Origin of the sequence: Comamonas denitrificans, assembly GCF_017368815.1 — a bacterium.
Classification (GTDB): Bacteria; Pseudomonadota; Gammaproteobacteria; order Burkholderiales; family Burkholderiaceae_C; genus Comamonas; species Comamonas denitrificans.
Window position 1 is genome coordinate 1 of sequence record NZ_JAFNME010000040.1, and the last position, 17,812, is coordinate 17,812.

Sequence of the window (17,812 nt, forward strand, 5' to 3'; positions counted from 1 at the left end):
TGCGGGTGGCCTTGCTCAACCGATTCACGCAACTTGGGTGCCCCACAACGGTGGCGGTGCCTGCTGTGGCGTAGCTGCGTCTGGGGTAGGGGTCATATCGACTTTTTTCGACTTGTGCAACAAAGCCTATCAAGAACGAAGTCATGCACCTGGATGATGTGCAGAACGCGGGCGCATTTGCCGACATCGAAAAGAACCTGCGCATGATTCAGTGCCTGCGCAGCATTGCGCTGGAGCTGATCACTTTTTTGGCCCAGCTGGAAGACTTCCAGAAGAAACTGTGGCTGAAAAAGAAGTTCGTTGTCTCCAGCCACTACTGCATCACGCTGGATCGGGTGCCGGAAGCGCTGTGGCCGGAAGTGGTAGCGAACCCGCAGCAATGGGCGCGTTGGAAACAGCTGGGCGTTTGGGATGGCGACGCGCCGGGGACGGTGGAGGACTTGAAGGCTGCGCCGTATCGGATGGTGGATACAAGCTTGTTTTCAGTCGATTTCAAGTCGTCGTTAATGCAGCAAATGGAAGACATGGATTCGGCGATTAGCGGCCTGCTCATTCACGGGGATAACTTCCAAGCACTGAACTTGCTAAGAGAGCGCTATCGGGGAGAGATCAAATGCACGTACATCGACCCGCCGTATAACACCGGTCGTGATGGCTTTATGTACAAAGACGGCTATCAGCGGTCTAGCTGGGGCTGTTTGATTCGCGAAGGGCTGGCAGCGCTACATCCCCTGGTGACCGACGACGGAATGGTTTTTGTTAGTAATGATGACAACGAAAACGAGAACTTGAAAAAAAATTTTTCCGACCTGTCGTATCACGTGAAAGCAAATTTGGTTTGGAATACAGATGGCCACACTGACAACCAGTTTGACATCAAGATCAATCATGAATATGTAACTTTGTCGCAGAAATCAAAGTACGCCGCATATGGTGATGTGATTGATCCAAATACTCGGGCCGAGAGCAATCTATGGAAAAATGTTGCGGAGAATTCAATCACAAAAAACGGGCCTGCAAATCCATACTCTGAAGTCATTTTGCCAAAGGGCTTCCCCGTCACTTCCGAATATGGCGTGATTAATGCGAATGTGCCTGAGTCGCAGTTTTTCGAGGAATTGGGAGAGCAGAAATATTTTCCAAGGGATCTAATCAGGAAATATGGTGTCTCGTTTCCAATTAAGCGCAATCATTCGACCTATTCTGACTTCAAACTAGACAATGATCTGACAGTTTGTGCGGGCTGGGCCAACCTAAAAAAGCTTCAGCGGTTCATCCAGAACGGATGCCAACCGTTTCCCGACGAAGGTGGGGTCATGGAGTTTTACCTGACTGAGAATGGAACGGTTTATTACAAAAAAACCAAAGCGTCTGCACGAAATATCATTTCCGTATTGCGGAATTTCTCTACCACCGAGAAGATGAAATACGCCCTCGAAGATATGGGTCTAGAATTCTCTTATCCAAAACCGAAAGACCTCATTTCCTACTTATTAAAAATTGGTGCATCGCCTATTTACTTGGACTACTTCGCAGGTTCCGGAACGACGGCACACGCGGTAATCGACCTAAACAGAGAGGACAATGGGAAAAGGAACTACATCCTGATCGAGCAGGGTCAGCACTTTGATACTGTCATTAAACCTCGACTTCAGAAGGTCGTTTTCTCAGCTGAGTGGACAAGCGAGAAACCAACTGCTCCTGTCACCGGTATCTCCCACTGCTTCAAAGTCCTCAAACTCGAAAGCTACGAAGACACCCTGAACAACCTGCAATTGCGCCGTACTGCCGCGCAGAGCGAAATGTTCGGCACCCTGCCGCAGCAGGCCAAGGACGACTATCTGCTCAACTACCTGCTGGACGTGGAAAGCCGTGGCTCGCTGCTGTCGGTGGAAGACTTCAAAAAGCCCTTTGACTACCAGCTCAATATCGCCGTGGATTCGGCAGGCGCGTACGAAACACGGAAAGTCGATCTGGTCGAGACCTTCAATTACCTGATCGGCCTGCGGGTAAAGCACATCGACGCGCAACCGCAGCGCGGCTTTGTCACCGTGACTGGCACGCTGCCCAGCGGCGAAAGCTGCCTGGTGCTGTGGCGCGACTGCGATGTGCTGGATTACGAAGGTGTAACCAAACTCTGCGACAGGCTGGCCATCAACCCGTCGGACAACGAGTTTGACGTGGTCTATATCAACGGCGACCACAACATTCCCACCGTGCTGACGCAGACGGCGGAGGAAGGCGGTGAAAGTGGCCCAGTGACGCGCGTGCTCAAGCTGCGCCAGATTGAGCCGGAGTTCCTGCAGCGCATGTTCAGCGTGGAGGATGTGTGATGGCTGAAGAAAATAGCCTGGGTGAAGGCATCAGTCTTTCACCTTTGTTGGGCACGCTGCGCCAGCTCATCAGCGATGCCCGCAGCCGGGCGCTGCGCGCGGTGGATGTGATACAGGTGCAAACCTGCTGGCAGGTGGGACGGCATATTGTGGAATTCGAACAGGGCGGCGCAGCGCGTGCGGCTTATGGCAAGCGCCTGTTGCCCATGCTGGCCGGGCAGCTCACTGCCGAGTTCGGCAAGGGCTTTGATGAGCGCAACTTGCGCCACATGCGGGCGTTTTTTCAGGCCTTTCCAATTTGGGACGCAGTGCGTTCCGAATTGAGCTGGACGCATTACCGCCTGCTCACCCGCGTGGATAGTGCCGAGGCTCGCCAGTGGTACATGACTGAAGCGGCCACCCAGAACTGGAGCACCCGCGCGCTGGAGCGGCAGATCGGCACGCTGTTTTACGAGCGCCTGCTGCTCAGCCAGGACAAGGCGGCGGTTGCCGCTGAAGCAGGGCACAACCTGGCTCGTCTGGAGCAGTCACCCCGTGCCTTTGTGCGTGACCCGGTGATGCTGGAGTTTTTGGGCTTGCCCGGTAGCGGAAAGCTGTTGGAGGTGGGGCTGGAACAGGGCTTGATGGACAAGCTGCAAGCCTTTTTGCTGGAGTTGGGCAAAGGTTTTGCGTTTGTGGCCCGGCAGCAGCGCATCAGCACCGAGAGCAAGGATTTCTACATTGATCTGGTGTTCTACAACTACCTGCTCAAGTGCTTTGTGCTGATCGACCTGAAAACCACTGAGCTGACGCACCAAGACATTGGCCAGATGGACATGTATGTGCGCATGTACGACGACTTAAAGCGCGGGGAGGGCGACAACCCCACGGTGGGCATTTTGCTGTGCGAGGACAAAGACCATTCTGTGGTGCGCTACTCGGTGCTCAACGGCAGCGAGCAGCTTTTTGCCAGCCGCTACAAACTGATATTGCCCAGCGAGGAAGAGCTGCGCACCGAACTGGCGCGGGAGGCTGAAGCCATCCGCCTGGCAATGGAGTTGGGCGAACAGGAGGCCAGCCGTGGCAACGAAGAATAAATTCACCAGGAAGAGCGCAGGCAAGAAGCGCAGCTTCCATCAGGAGCTGGTACTCAATCGCTGGGTGCTGGGCTTCTTTCAGGGCGGCCAGCTTTCGGCGCTCAAGATGCGCCTGGGCGATGACCGCTTCGAGGGCATCGACGAGGACGGCCAGACCAAGTTTTTCCATGAGCTGATTCGTGGCTTGTTCGACCCGAACAAGGTGCCCGATGCCGACCTGCGGCGCTATGACCTGAACGTCGTTGCCCACTGGCAGGCCATCACCGCCCAGCGCAATAAGCACGAAGGCTTTGAGTTGCAGATGAAGTACTTCCAGTACCTTTCGCTGCTGTTCACGGAGCTGTATCTGGACTGGTACTTCAACCACCGTCAGGACTTGCTCGATGGCCTGAACGAGGAAATGGCGCGCTACCGCGCCGAGAACGGCGCGGAGCCGTTCCGCGATTTTGAGGCGGATGATCTGAACAAGATCGCCTTCTGGAACGCCACCGGCAGCGGCAAGACGCTGCTGCTGCACGTCAATATCCGTCAGTATCTGCACTATTTCCAGCAGGGTGTGGCCGGCGTCTATCCCGACAAAATCATCCTGCTCACGCCCAATGAAGGCTTGAGCCGTCAGCACCTGGAGGAGCTGCACTTGTCCGGCTTCGGGTTCTCGCAGTTCTTTAACAAGGCCCAGTCGCCTGCGCGCGGCACCATCGAAGTCATCGACATCAACAAGCTGGGCGATGAGATGGGCGACAAGACCGTCGCCGTGGATGCCTTTGAGGGCAACAACCTGGTGCTGGTGGACGAAGGGCATCGCGGCACGGGCACGGCGGCAGGCGCGTGGATGGCGCGGCGCGATGCGCTGGTGCGCGGCGGTTTTGCCTTTGAGTACTCAGCCACCTTCGGGCAGGCCGTGGCCAAGGGTATGACCGTGGCGGCGGCGGAAGAAGAGATCCAGAAAAAGCGCGCCAAGATGCTGTGGGGCACCACCAGCCTGCGCAGCCTGGACGATGGGCAGAAAGCGCAGCTTGCGCTGACCTTGGATGACAAGCGCCGCGCGCGCATCACCGCTACGCGCGAGATTTACGCCAAGTGCATCCTCTTCGATTACTCGTACAAGTTTTTCTATGAGGACGGCTACGGCAAAGAGTCGCTGATCCTCAACATGCATGGCGATGCCTACGCGCAGGCGGACAACGCCCGCAAATACTTCACGGCCTGTCTGCTTTCGTATTACCAGCAGCTGTGGCTGTGGAGCACGCACGGATCAAAGCTTGCTGACTTCAACATCGAAAAACCGCTGTGGGTGTTTGTGGGCAACACAGTGTCGGGGGAAGAATCTGACATTCTGGAAGTGGTGAACTTCCTGGCTGACTTCCTGAACAGCGACGTGCAGATCAAAACCTGGCTGGCTGACCTGATTGCCGACAAGGCGCAAATTTTGGACGCTAAGGGCAACAACATCTTCAGCGGTCGCTTCACGCCCCTGATGGGCTTTGGCGGTCGTGTGGACGAGTTGTACGCCGACATTCTGCTGCGTGTGTTCAATGCCCCGGCCCGCCAGCGGTTGAAGCTGGTCAATCTCAAAAGCAGCAAGGGCGAGCTGGCCTTGCGCGTGGGCGATGCCGATCCCTTCGGCCTGATCAACATTGGCGACGATGCAGGCTTTTTTGCCATGGCGGAGGACGCAAATGCCTTCGACAGTGAGCGTGACGACTTCGGCGGCACGCTGTTCGGCACGCTGAACGACAGGGACAGCCGCCTGAACGTGCTGATCGGCTCGCGCAAATTTACCGAGGGCTGGAGCAGTTGGCGCGTCTCGACGATGGGCTTGTTGAATATGGGCAAGGGTGAGGGTTCTCAGATCATTCAACTGTTCGGGCGTGGCGTGCGCCTGAAGGGAAAAGACTTTTCGCTCAAGCGCAGCTTGCCGCACGAAAGACCCCGAGGGCTGCACCTGGAGAAGCTGGAGTCGCTGAACATCTTCGGCGTAAAAGCAGACTACATGGCTACGTTCAAGGACTACCTGCGCGAGGAAGGCATCGCACCCAGTGATGAAGTGCTGGAGCTGGACTTCCCAACCCGGGCCAATCTGCCCAAAGGCAAGCTCAAGACCTTGGCGCTGAAGGATGGCTACAAGGACAACCAGAAACTGGGGTTTAAGCGCACGCACTTCCCCAGGCTGTACGAAATCCCCGCGCAGTTCCAGGGCAAGATCAAGCCGCCTCATGTGGTGCTTGATCTGTACCCACGTGTTGAAGCGCTGTCCAGCAAGGACAAGGGCACACCAGCACCTGCGGCGGAAGCCCGCAACAAGGGCACGTTGAATCAGACGCTGTTCCCGGCTTTCAATTGGGATCGCATCTATCTGGCCCTGCAGGATTACAAGTTGCAGCGCAGCTGGAGCAACCTGCGGTTGGATCGGCAGAAGCTGATCGACTTCTGCGCGGGTGCGCAGGACTGGTACACGCTGTTCGTGCCAAATGCGGAACTGAACGTGACGACCTTCGCCGACATCCGCAAGCAGGAAGACATCCTGCTTCGACTGCTGACGGACTACACCGACCGCTTCTACAAGGCACTGAAGACGGGCTATGAAGGCCAGTTCTACGACATCACCCACATTGATGAAAATCACGGGTCGATGCTCAAGCTATACCAGTTCGAGATCGAGAACAACGACGACGGTCTTGAATACCAAAAGAAGCTGGAAGTGCTGAAGAAGCTGGTGGCAGACGGCCAGCTGGGCGAGGCCAGTAAGTGGAATGCGCCGCACATGGTGGCCATCAGCTTCGACCGGCACTTGTTTTACCCGTTGTTCAGCTTCGAGCAGGATGGGGACAAAGATCTCGTTCCTTTGAAGCTCAAGCCTTTGGGGCTTGGTGCGCCGAGTGAAGTGACCTTTGTCCGTGATCTTGAAGCGTTCTACAACTCCAGCGAAGGCAAGGAAGTCATTGGCCCGCGCAGCCTGTATCTGCTGCGCAATGCCGCCAGTGCAGATAAGGGTCTGGGCTTCGCGTTGGCGGGTAACTTCTATCCAGACTTCCTGCTGTGGCTGGTGGATGACGCTACCGGCAAGCAGTGGCTGACTTTTGTCGATCCCAAGGGGTTGCGCAATCTCGATCTTTCGCATCCCAAGCTGGGCCTGTACAAGGAAGTGAAGACCCTCGAAGCGACACTGGCGGCCCAAGCCAAGGTGGGAGAAGCACCGCTGGTCTTAAATGCTTTTGTTCTCTCGCCCACCAAGTTTGCCGATTTGCTGAACGTGGGCGACCCGACAAAGAAGGCCGATTTGGAAAGCCGCAACGTGTTGTTCATGGAGGATGGTGCCAGCGCCTACTTAAGGAAGCTATTTGCAAACCTGGTGTAGGCGCCGCATACGATGCACAGCACATAGACAAAATCCAGAGTAGTACGAGCGGGATGGCGGTCATCCCGCTCAAAGTCACCAGATGGCGCTTATAGCCCTCAGAACGTGTTCACGATCTCCTCATGGGTGTGCGGGCGCGGCTTCGGGCGGTCTGCGTCGTTGCAAATCCTCGCAATAGCCAAGCTATTGCTGTGGTTTGCGCCTCGCAACCCATCCCGAACCGCATCCCCCACACCTTCATTCGAGATCATGAACACGTTCTCAACGCGGCAGCTGGCTGCTGCCCATGAGGAAGGCATCCACGGCGCGGGCGGCTTGGCGGCCTTCGCGGATGGCCCAGACGATGAGCGACTGGCCCCGGCGCATGTCGCCAGCCGCAAACACGCCGGGCACGCTGGTGGCGTAGCCATGGGCGGCATCGGTGCTGGCCTGGGCGTTGCCACGGGCGTCGGTGGCCACGCCCAGCTGCGCCAGCAGCTCGGGCCGGGGGCCGGTAAAGCCCATGGCCAGCAGTACCAGGTCGGCGGGCCAATGCTGCTCGGTGCCAGCCACTTCGGTCAGCTGCCCGTTTTGCATCTGCATGCGCACGGTGGTCAGGCCGGTGACCTGGCCTTGCGCGCCGTTAAAGGCTTTGGTGGCAATGGCAAATTCGCGTTCGCAACCTTCTTGGTGGCTGGACGAGGTGCGCAGCTTCACGGGCCAATAGGGCCACGTCAGCGCTTTGTCCTCGTGCTGCGGGGGCATGGGCAGCAGCTCGAACTGCACCACGCTGGCCGCGCCCTGGCGGTTGGCGGTGCCGACGCAATCGGAGCCGGTATCGCCGCCGCCGATGACGATGACGTGTTTGCCTTGGGCACTGATGGGGGCGGGCAGGGCCACGCCGGCATTGGCACGGTTTTGCTGCGGCAGGTACTCCATGGCGAAATGCACGCCGGCCAGATCGCGCCCCGGCACGGGCAGGTCGCGCGAGGTTTCTGCGCCGCCGGCCAGCAGCAGGGCATCGAAGCTGCGGTGCAATTCTTCGGGGCTGACCACGGTTACGCCCTGGGGGGCTTCTTGCACCGCCCCGACCAGGGTGTTGGTGCGGAACACCACGCCTTCGGCGATCAATTGGTCAATGCGCCGGTCGATGTGAGATTTTTCTAGCTTAAAGTCAGGAATGCCAAAGCGCAGCAAGCCGCCAATGCTCTCGTTTTTCTCGAACACCGTCACGGCGTGACCGGCGCGGGCCAGTTGCTGGGCGGCGGCCAGCCCGGCTGGGCCGGAGCCGATGACGGCCACGCGCTTGCCAGTCCTGTGGGCGGCGGGCTGGGGTTGCACCCACCCTTCAGCCCACGCCCGGTCGATGATGGCGTGCTCGATGCTTTTGATGCCCACTGGCTGGCTGTTGATGTTCAGCGTGCAGGCTGCTTCGCACGGCGCGGGGCAGATGCGGCCCGTAAATTCCGGGAAGTTGTTGGTGGCGTGCAGCACGGTGCTGGCGCGTTGCCAGTCGTCCTGGTACACCAAGTCGTTGAAGTCCGGAATCACGTTGTTCACCGGGCAGCTGTTGTGGCAAAAGGGCGTGCCGCAGTCCATGCAGCGGCTGCCTTGCTGGCGGGCCTGTTCGGGGCTGAGGTGCTGCACAAACTCCCGGTGGTGGTGCAGGCGCAGTTCCACGCGCTCGCTGCTTTCCTCGACGCGGGCAAATTCCAAAAAACCTGTGATTTTTCCCATGATGGTGTTCCTTGTTCGGTTCAGGCCAGGGCCGCTTCTTGTGCCGTTGCAGCGTTGGCTTGCTGCGTGCTCAGGGCGCGGCGGTATTCGTGGGGGAAGACTTTGACGAAGCGCGAGCGCACGGCTGGCCATTGCGCCAGCAGCGCGGCCGCCTGGGCCGAGCCGGTGAGCGTGTGGTGCTGTTGCAGCAGGCGCAGCAGCAGGGCCTCGTCCGCCTCGCCCTGGTGCAGGGGGATGCCTGCGGCGATTTGCTGCGCTGCGGGCAGCACGTCATCCAGGGCCACCTGGGCCAGGTTGCAGCGCCCGGCAAAGCTGCCGTCGGCGTCGTACACGTAGGCCACGCCGCCGGACATGCCAGCGGCAAAGTTGCGCCCCGTGGCCCCCAGCACCAGCACGGTGCCGCCGGTCATGTATTCGCAGCCGTGGTCGCCGGTGCCTTCCACCACCGCGCTGGCGCCCGACAGGCGCACGGCAAAGCGCTCGCCGGCCACTCCGGCAAAAAAGGCTTCGCCCGAGGTCGCGCCGTACAGCACCGTGTTGCCGACGATGATGTTCTGTGCCGCGTTGCCCTTGAAGTCAGCATGCGGATGCACCACCAGGCGGCCACCCGAGAGGCCCTTGCCGGTGTAGTCGTTGGCCTGCCCCGTTAAATCGAAAGTGATGCCACGGGCCAGGAAGGCCCCAAAGCTTTGCCCGCCTGTGCCCTCGAACTGCACCTGCAAGCAGCCGTCGGGCAGGCCGTCCGGGTGGCGGCGGATGAGCTCGCCGGAGAGCATTGCGCCGACCGAGCGGTGGACGTTGCGGGCCGGCACGCGCAGTTGCTGCGGCTGGCCGTGGGCCAAAGCCACCTGCGCTTGGGCGATAAGCTGCTGGTCCAGGGCGTTTTCCAGCCCGTGCGCTTGCACGTCCACATGGCGGCGCGGCACGTCGGCCGGGGCGGGGGCCAGGGCCAGCACACGGCTGAAGTCCAGGCCCTGGGCTTTCCAGTGCGCTACGCCTTTGCGGGTGTCGAGCAGGTCGGCGCGGCCGATCAGGTCGTCAAAGCGGCGCACGCCCAGTTGGGCCATCAGGCGGCGGGCTTCTTCGGCCACGAAAAAGAAGAAGTTCACCACCTCTTCGGGCTTGCCCGAAAAGCGCTGGCGCAGCACCGGGTCTTGCGTGGCCACGCCCACCGGGCAGGTGTTGAGGTGGCATTTGCGCATCATGATGCAGCCCGAGACCACCAGCGGCGCGGTGGCAAAACCGAACTCGTCCGCGCCCAGAAGGGCGGCAATCACCACGTCGCGCCCGGTTTTGAGCTGGCCGTCGGTTTGCACGCGCACCCGGCCGCGCAGGCGGTTCAAGACCAGGGTTTGCTGGGTTTCGGCCAGCCCCAGTTCCCACGGCGTGCCTGCGTGCTTGATGGACGACCAGGGCGATGCGCCCGTGCCGCCGTCGTGCCCGGCAATCACAATGTGGTCGGCCTTGGCCTTGGCCACCCCGGCGGCAATCGTGCCCACGCCCACTTCGGACACCAGCTTGACCGACACATCCGCCTGCGGATTGACGTTCTTCAGGTCGTGGATGAGCTGGGCCAGGTCTTCGATGGAATAAATGTCGTGGTGCGGCGGTGGCGAGATCAGGCCCACGCCCGGCACCGAGTGGCGCAGCCGCCCGATGTAGTCCGATACCTTGCCGCCGGGCAGCTGGCCGCCTTCGCCGGGTTTGGCCCCTTGCGCCATCTTGATCTGGATTTGGTCGGCCGAGACCAGGTAGCCCGTGGTCACGCCAAAGCGCCCGGAAGCCACTTGCTTGATCTTGGAGCGCAGGCTGTCGCCTTCTTGCAGGGTGTAGTCCACCTCGAGCACATCGCCCAGCACCTCGCTCAGGCGCTTGCCCTTGCGGATGGAGAGGCCGCGCAGCTCTTCGCGGTAGCGCGCCGGGTCTTCGCCGCCCTCGCCGGTGTTGCTTTTGCCGCCGATGCGGTTCATGGCGATGGCCAGATTGACGTGCGCCTCGGTCGAGATCGAGCCCAGGCTCATGGCACCCGTGGCAAAGCGCTTGACGATTTCCGCTGCCGGTTCCACTTCCTCCAGCGGCACGGCCCGGGCCGGGTCGATCTTGAACTCGAACAGGCCGCGCAGCGTCATCTGGCGCTCGCTTTGGTCGTTGATGATGCGGGCGTATTCCTCGTAGCTGTCGTAGCGGTTGGCGCGCGTGCTGTGCTGCAGCTTGGCGATGGCGTCCGGGGTCCACATGTGTGCTTCGCCGGTGGCCCGCCAGGCGTATTCGCCGCCTGCGTCCATCAGCGGCTGCAGTGTGGGCTGGCGGGCGTAGGCCGCGCGGTGCTGGCGCAGGGTTTCTTCGGCCACATCGAAGAGGCCAATGCCGCCGATCTGGCTGGCCGTGCCGTGGAAGTATTTGTCCACCAGCGTGGCGTTCAGGCCCACGGCCTCAAAAATTTGCGCCCCGCAGTACGACATATAGGTGCTGATGCCCATCTTGGACATGATTTTGGACAGGCCCTTGCCCACCGCCTTGATGAAGTTGGCCTGCGCCTTTTGCGGCGTGGTGCCCAGGCTGGGGGCCAGGTGCGCCAGGGTTTCCAGCGCCAGCCAGGGGTGGACGGCCTCGGCCCCATACCCGGCCAGCACGGCAAAGTGGTGTACCTCGCGGGCGCTGCCGGTTTCCACCACCAGCCCGGCGGCGGTGCGCAGCCCTTCGCGCACCAGGTGGTGGTGGATGGCCGACAGCGCCAGCAGCGCCGGAATGGCAATGCGCTCAGCGCACACGCCCCGGTCGGTCAGGATCAGGATGTTGCTGCCTGTCTGGATGGTTTGCACCGCCAGCGAGCACAGCGAGGCCAGCCGCGCCTCGATGCCGTCGGCCCCCCAGGGCGCGGGGTAGGTGATGTCGATCTCGCAGCTGCGCAGCTTGCCGCCGGTGTGCTGCCCAATCTGGCGCAGCCGCGCCATGGCCCCGGCATCGAGCACCGGCTGGCTCACCTCCAGGCGCAGCGGCGGGTTCACGGCGTTGATGTCCAGCAGGTTGGGGCGCGGGCCGATGAAGGACACCAGTGACATCACCACCGCCTCGCGGATGGGGTCGATGGGCGGGTTGGTGACCTGCGCAAACAGCTGGCGGAAGTAGTGCGTCAGCGGCTTGCTGCGCTGCGAGAGCACGGCCAGCGGCGCATCGTTGCCCATGGAGCCGATGCCTTCCTCGCCGTTGAGCGCCATGGGCGTGAGCAGCAGCTGCAGGTCTTCCTGGCTGTAGCCAAAGGCTTGCTGCAGGGGGGGCAGCGTTGCCGGTGCCAGGCCGGGGGCTGCATCCTGGGCCGGGATGCCGTCCAGGCGCACGCGCACGTTGTCGATCCACTGCCGGTAGGGGCGGGCGTAGGCGTATTGGCGTTTGAGCTCTTCGTCCTCGACGATGCGGCCTTGCTCCAGGTCGATCAAAAACATGCGCCCCGGCTGCAAGCGCCATTTGCGGACGATGCGCTCCTCGGCAATCGGCAGCACGCCCGCTTCAGAGGCCAGCACCACCAGATCGTCGTCGGTGACGATGAAGCGCGCCGGGCGCAGGCCGTTGCGGTCCAGCGTGGCGCCGATCTGGCGGCCATCGGTGAACACCATGGCTGCGGGGCCGTCCCACGGCTCCATCATGGAAGCGTGGTACTCGTAGAAGGCGCGTTGCTGCGCATCCATCAGCGCGTGCTGCTCCCAGGCTTCGGGGATCATCATCATCACCGCCTGGGCCAGCGGGTAGCCGGCCATGACCAGCAGCTCCAGCGTGTTGTCGAAGGTGGCGGTGTCGGACTGGCCCTCCATGGTGATGGGGTAGAGCTTGGCCAGATCGTCGCCCAGCACGGGCGAGCGCATCACGCCCTCACGCGCCCGCATCCAGTTGAAGTTGCCCTTGACGGTGTTGATCTCGCCGTTGTGCGCCACCAGCCGGTAGGGGTGGGCCAGCGGCCACGAGGGAAAGGTGTTGGTGGAAAACCGCTGGTGTACCAGCGCCAGGGCCGAGACCACGCGCTCATCCTGCAAATCCAGGTAGTACTGGCCCACCTGATCGGCCAGCAGCAGCCCTTTGTAGATGACGGTGCGACACGACATGCTGGGCACGTAGTACTCGGCGCTGTGCGTCAGCTGCAGGCCGGTGATGCGGGCCGAGGCCGTTTTGCGGATCACGTACAGCTTGCGCTCCAGCGCATCGGGCACCAGCACATCACCGCCCCGGCCAATGAACACCTGGCGGATGATCGGCTCGCACAAGCGCACGGCCGGCGACATGGGCAGCGCGGTATTCACCGGCACATCGCGCCAGCCCAGCAGCACCTGGCCTTCGGCGGCAATGGCGCGTTCCAGCTCTTGCACGCAGGCCTGGCGCGAGGCCGCCTCTTTGGGCAGAAAAATCATGCCCACGCCGTATTCGCCGGGCGGGGGCAGCTGCACGCCCTGGCGGGCCATTTCGGCGCGGTAGAAGGCATCGGGGATTTGAATCAGCAGCCCGGCACCATCGCCCATCAGTGGGTCGGCCCCCACAGCGCCCCGGTGGTCCAGGTTCTCCAAAATCTGTAAGCCCTGTGCCACGATGGCGTGGGAAGCACGGCCTTTCAAGTGGGCGACAAAACCGACACCGCAGGCATCGTGCTCGGCATTGGCGTACAGGCCCTGGGCGTGGGCGCTGTGGATTTCTTCGGGGGTCGGTAAAACCGTCTGGATCGTCTCGGTCATAGCAGGGCCACTTTGTTGGTGCGAAGGGAAAAGGGGTTCTCTCGGTGATAAGCAAACACCGTGCCAAGTTGAAGCAGGGCCCACCTCCCCCTGGGGCGGTGCGCAGGGGGGCGTGCTGCAGCGCCGCCGTACCCCCTGCCATGCACCAAAAAAGAGCGCCCATGCCCCATATTGGGCATGGGCGCTGCGCTGCGCCGTTATCGGGCCTCAGGCATCAGGACACATAGGCCCGCTCGCCGTGTACGGCAATGTCCAGGCCCCGGCGCTCGTCTTCTTCCGAGACGCGCAGGCCCACCAGCAGGTCAGCCACCTTGAAGCACAGGAACGAGGCCACCGCGCACCAGACCACGGTGATGAGCACGCTCTTGCACTGCACCCACACTTGCGCGGCCATGCTAAAGCCCTCCGGCTCCACCCCACCCAGGCTGGCGGCGCAGAACACGCCGGTCAGAATGGCCCCCAGAATGCCGCCCACGCCGTGGATGCCGAAAACGTCGCACACATCATCGGCTTTCAGCAGGCGCTTGAGGCCCGACACGCCCCACAGGCACAGCGGCCCGGCGATCACGCCCATGGCGATGGAGCCCATCGGCCCGACAAGGCCTGCCGCCGGGGTGATGGTGACCAACCCCGCCACCGCCCCCGAGGCCGCCCCCAGCATCGAGGCCTTGCCTTTGTGCAGCCCCTCGGCCACCAGCCAGGCCACGGTGGCTGCGCCGGTGGCCAAAATGGTGTTGATAAAGGCCAGCCCGGCAATGCCGTTGGCCGCCCCGGCCGAACCGGCGTTAAAGCCAAACCAGCCCACCCACAGCAGCGAGGCCCCCACCATGGTCAGCGTCAGGCTGTGCGGCGGCATCGCCTCCTTGCCAAAGCCGATGCGCTTGCCCACCATGATGGCGCCCACCAGCCCAGCCACGGCGGCGTTGATGTGGACGACGGTGCCGCCGGCAAAATCCAGCGCCCCATCTTCGGCCAGCAGGCCGCCACCCCAGACCATGTGCGCCATGGGGATGTAGCTCAGGGTGAACCACAGCACCGAGAAGATCATCACGGCGGAGAATTTCATGCGCTCGGCGAATGCGCCGACGATCAGCGCCACGGTGATGGCGGCAAAGGTGGACTGAAAGGCCACGAACACGTATTCAGGAATGGTGCCCAGCGTGGCTGAGAGCGTGTCCGGCGTGATACCAGCCAGGAACAGCTTGTCAAAACCGCCGTAAAACAGCCCTGTGCCGCCAAAGGTCAGCGAAAAGCCGTAAATGGCCCACAACACGGTGATCAGCGCAAAGATGGTGAACACCTGCGCCAGCACGGACAGCATGTTTTTGCTGCGCACCAAGCCGCCGTAGAACAGCGCCAGGCCGGGGATGACCATCAGAATCACCAGCATGGTGGAGGTCAGCATCCACGCGGTATCGCCCGCGTTGAGGCTGGCTGCGGCTTCCAGGGCCGGGGCGGCCGCTTCTTGGGCGAAGGCCCTGGGCGCAGCCGTTGATAAACCCAGGAGCAGGCCCAGGGGTAGGCCTGGTGCGATGGCAGGGAGTGATTTTTTCATGTCAGTCTCTTGCAGAAAAAGGGTGGCAAAAGGGGGGGGGCAAAAAGGGATGGCAAAAGGGAGAGATCGCCGTTGGGGCAAGGGGGTGCTCTACAGGGCTTCGGGGCCGGTTTCGCCGGTGCGGATGCGCACCACCTGCTCCAGCACGGTGACGAAAATCTTGCCGTCGCCGATCTTTCCGGTGCGGGCGGCGTTTTCGATGGCCTCGATGACCAGCTCAACCTGGCTGGCCTCGACGGCGGCCTCGACCTTGACCTTGGGCAGAAAATCGACCACGTACTCGGCCCCCCGGTACAGCTCGGTGTGGCCCTTTTGGCGGCCAAAGCCCTTGACTTCGGTGACGGTGATGCCCCGGATGCCCAGGTCTGAGAGCGCCTGGCGCACCTCGTCGAGCTTGAAGGGTTTGATGATGGCGGTCACGATCCGCATAGTGCGCTCCTGGTGTAGGGTGAATGAATACCCAGCAGGTAAGCACAAGCCGTGCCAGAAATGAAAAGTTTGAGTGTTTTTGGCACTTTGCGCTTATAGGCAAAGCGCTTACAGCTATTATTTTTATTATTTTTGGGGCTGGGCCTGTGGTGGCTTCGTCCCGTTATTGTGCGTGGGGGTGGGAGGGTGCCCGTTTTTGGCCCCTGCCAGGGCCGGCACCGGGGCCGGCCCTGGGGCGGTTGTCAGCTGTCTTCGTCGTCGCTGTGGTTGTCGCTGTCGCCGTCGTGCTCGCTGGCGGCAGCCGCTTCCAGGCCCAGCTCCTTGATTTTGCGCGTGAGCGTGTTGCGGCCCCAGCCCAGCAGCTGGGCCGCATCGCGGCGGCCGCCGGCCGTGTGGCGCAGGGCGGTGGTGATCATGATGCGCTCAAAGGCGGGCAGTGCCTGCTGCAGCAAGTCGCCCTGGCCCTGGCGCAGGGCGTTGCTGGCCCATTGGCCCAAGGCGTGTTCCCAGGTGATGGGGGCGGTGCCTGCGTTGTCTGCGTTGCCCGGCAGCCCTTCGGCGGCGGCCTTGGGGGCTTGCTGCACGTCCAAGGGCAGATCGCTGAGGTGAACCTCCCGGCTGGCCGCCATGACGGTGATCCAGCGGCAAACGTTCTCCAGCTGGCGCACATTGCCCGGCCAGTCCCATTGCGCCAAGTGCTGCTGCACCTGGGGTGAGAGCGTGCGCGGGGCCATGCCCAGCTCGCGCGCGCTTTGCTGCAGGAAAAAAGCGGCCAGGCGGGGGATGTCCTCGCGCCGCTCGCTCAGGGTGGGCAGCTGGATGCGGATGACGTTCAGGCGGTAGAACAAATCCTCGCGAAAGCGCCCTTGGCGCACCAGCATTTCCAGGTTTTGGTGCGTGGCGGCAATGATGCGCACATCGGCACGGATGGCGGTGTGCCCGCCCACGCGGTGAAAGCTGCCCTCGGACAGCACGCGCAGCAGGCGCGTTTGCGCCTCCAGCGGCATGTCGCCAATCTCATCGAGAAACAGCGTGCCGCCCTGGGCCTGCTCAAAGCGGCCCTGGCGCTGGGCGGTGGCCCCGGTGAAGGCACCGCGCTCGTGGCCGAACAGTTCGGACTCGATCAGGTCGCGCGGGATGGCCGCCATGTTCAGCGCAATAAAGGGCGCGGCGCGGCGCGGGCTGTGGCGGTGCAGGGCCTGGGCGACCAGCTCTTTGCCGGTGCCTGATGCGCCATTGATGAGCACGGTGATGTGCGACTGCGACAGCCGACCAATGGTGCGAAAGACTTCCTGCATGGCGGGCGCTTCGCCAATCAAGCCGTCGGTCTGGATGTCCGCCGGGGCGGTGGCGCTTTGGTTGTCCAGGGCTGCGCGGGCCTCGCGGGCGTGCGCCAGGGCGCGGCGCACCAGGGCCACGGCCTCGTCCACGTCAAACGGTTTGGGCAGGTACTCAAAGGCCCCGCCTTGGTAGGACTGGATGGCGCTGTCCAAGTCAGAATGCGCCGTCATGATGATCACCGGCACCTGCGGGCAGGTCTGGCGCACCTGGGCCAGCAGGCCCAGGCCGTCCATGCCGGGCATCCGGATGTCGGTCAGGATGACGCTGGGCGGGGCTTTGGCCAGCTTGGCCAGAGCGGCTTCGGCGCTGTCAAAGACGCAGGTGTGCAGGTCGGCTTGGGCCAGTGCCTTGTCCAGCACCCAGCGGATGGATTGGTCGTCGTCAATGATCCAGACAAGCTCAGGGCTGGGCATGGGAATCTCCTGGCGCAGTGCCATCGTTGGTGGGAGGAAAGGGCACCAGGACTTTGAAGATGGTCTGCCCCGGCTGGCTCTCGCATTCGATCAGGCCGCCGTGCTGCTGCATGATGGCCTGGGCAATGGGCAGCCCCAGGCCAGTGCCCTGGGAGCGCCCGGTGACCATGGGGTAGAACACCGTCTCGCGCAGCTCGGTGCTGATGCCGGGGCCGTTGTCCTCGATCTCTACCTGGCACAGCAGGGCGTGGCAGCGCGTGCCGATGGTGAAGCGGCGCAGCACGCGCGAACGGATCAGCACGCGCGGCGGCAGTCTGTCGGCCGCCTGACTGGGGGGCATTTCCAGCAGGCATTGCACGGCGTTGCCCATGATGTTGAGAAAGACCTGAATCAGTTGGTCGGGATCGGCCCAGACCTCGGGCAGGCTGGGGTCGTAATCGCGCACCAGTTGCACGGCATCGCCCGCTTCGGCCTGCAGGATGCGGCGCACGCGCTCCAGAATTTGGTGGATGTTTACCCGCGCAAAGGCGGGGGGCTGGCGGGCACCCAGCATCCGGTCGGCCAGGGCGCGCAGGCGGTCGGCCTCGTGGATGATGACGGCGGTGTATTCGCGCAGCTCGGCGCTGTCCAGTTGGCGCTCTAGCAGCTGCGCCGCACCGCGAATGCCGCCCAGCGGGTTTTTGATTTCATGCGCCATGCCGCGCACCAGGGCGCGGGTGGCTTGGTTGGTGGTGAACAGGCTGTCTTCGCGGTTGTTGTGGATCAGTCGGTCCAGCGGGTGCAGCTCCACCAGCAATTGTTGGCCCCCAGGGGTGCCCGCTTGTTCCGGGGGGGCCAACAATTGCTGGTGGAGCTGCACCCGCTGGACCGACT

9 protein-coding genes are annotated in these 17,812 nt (G+C 62.4%); 3 read left to right on the plus strand and 6 right to left on the minus strand.

The features are described from left to right. Positions 1-143 precede the first annotated feature (143 nt). The 3 genes from J1777_RS12915 to J1777_RS12925 are packed head-to-tail and all read left to right on the plus strand — an operon-like array spanning position 144 to position 6,767. Positions 144-2,333 (plus strand): DNA methyltransferase, encoded by a 2,190-nt coding sequence (locus J1777_RS12915; RefSeq protein WP_207576106.1) that lies wholly within the window; start codon positions 144-146, stop codon positions 2,331-2,333. Next, complete coding sequence (locus tag J1777_RS12920; RefSeq protein ID WP_207576107.1) at positions 2,333-3,409, plus strand: PDDEXK nuclease domain-containing protein; 1,077 nt, start codon at positions 2,333-2,335, stop codon at positions 3,407-3,409. The genes J1777_RS12915 and J1777_RS12920 overlap by 1 nt, the downstream gene beginning before the upstream one ends. Beyond that, positions 3,393-6,767, plus strand: a complete 3,375-nt coding sequence (locus J1777_RS12925) for a DEAD/DEAH box helicase family protein (RefSeq protein WP_207576108.1) — start codon at positions 3,393-3,395, stop codon at positions 6,765-6,767. Before J1777_RS12920 ends, J1777_RS12925 begins: the two co-directional genes overlap by 17 nt. Positions 6,768-7,028: 261 nt before the next feature. Here J1777_RS12925 and J1777_RS12930 read toward each other — a convergent pair whose 3' ends face one another. From J1777_RS12930 to glnL, 6 genes are all read right to left on the minus strand, one after another. Beyond that, positions 7,029-8,483, minus strand: a complete 1,455-nt coding sequence (locus J1777_RS12930; protein ID WP_207576109.1) for a glutamate synthase subunit beta — start codon at positions 8,481-8,483, stop codon at positions 7,029-7,031. A gap of 20 nt (positions 8,484-8,503) precedes the next feature. Then, a complete protein-coding gene (locus J1777_RS12935; protein ID WP_207576110.1) occupies positions 8,504-13,201 on the minus strand; it encodes a glutamate synthase-related protein in 4,698 nt (1,565 codons plus the stop codon). A 214-nt stretch (positions 13,202-13,415) separates the two neighbouring features. Further along, positions 13,416-14,756 (minus strand): ammonium transporter, encoded by a 1,341-nt coding sequence (locus J1777_RS12940; RefSeq protein WP_207576111.1) that lies wholly within the window; start codon positions 14,754-14,756, stop codon positions 13,416-13,418. A 90-nt stretch (positions 14,757-14,846) separates the two neighbouring features. Next, a complete protein-coding gene (locus tag J1777_RS12945) occupies positions 14,847-15,185 on the minus strand; it encodes a P-II family nitrogen regulator (protein WP_207576112.1) in 339 nt (112 codons plus the stop codon). 242 nt (positions 15,186-15,427) lie between these two features. Further along, positions 15,428-16,939: a nitrogen regulation protein NR(I) gene (gene ntrC / locus J1777_RS12950; protein WP_207576113.1), complete on the minus strand. Its 1,512-nt coding sequence runs from the start codon at positions 16,937-16,939 to the stop codon at positions 15,428-15,430. After that, positions 16,926-17,812 (minus strand): nitrogen regulation protein NR(II) (glnL, locus tag J1777_RS12955; RefSeq protein WP_207576114.1); only part of this gene is annotated, 887 nt, incomplete at its 5' end. The genes glnL and ntrC, both read right to left, overlap by 14 nt.

Bases quoted from the DNA above. Each gene is read 5' to 3' on its own strand.
- J1777_RS12915 (WP_207576106.1), top strand. From the start codon at position 144: ATGCACCTGGATGATGTGCAGAACGCGGGCGCATTTGCCGACATCGAA.
- J1777_RS12920 (WP_207576107.1), top strand. From the start codon at position 2,333: ATGGCTGAAGAAAATAGCCTGGGTGAAGGCATCAGTCTTTCACCTTTG.
- J1777_RS12930 (WP_207576109.1), bottom strand. From the start codon at position 8,483: ATGGGAAAAATCACAGGTTTTTTGGAATTTGCCCGCGTCGAGGAAAGC.
- J1777_RS12935 (WP_207576110.1), bottom strand. From the start codon at position 13,201: ATGACCGAGACGATCCAGACGGTTTTACCGACCCCCGAAGAAATCCAC.
- J1777_RS12940 (WP_207576111.1), bottom strand. From the start codon at position 14,756: ATGAAAAAATCACTCCCTGCCATCGCACCAGGCCTACCCCTGGGCCTG.
- J1777_RS12945 (WP_207576112.1), bottom strand. From the start codon at position 15,185: ATGCGGATCGTGACCGCCATCATCAAACCCTTCAAGCTCGACGAGGTG.
- ntrC (WP_207576113.1), bottom strand. From the start codon at position 16,939: ATGCCCAGCCCTGAGCTTGTCTGGATCATTGACGACGACCAATCCATC.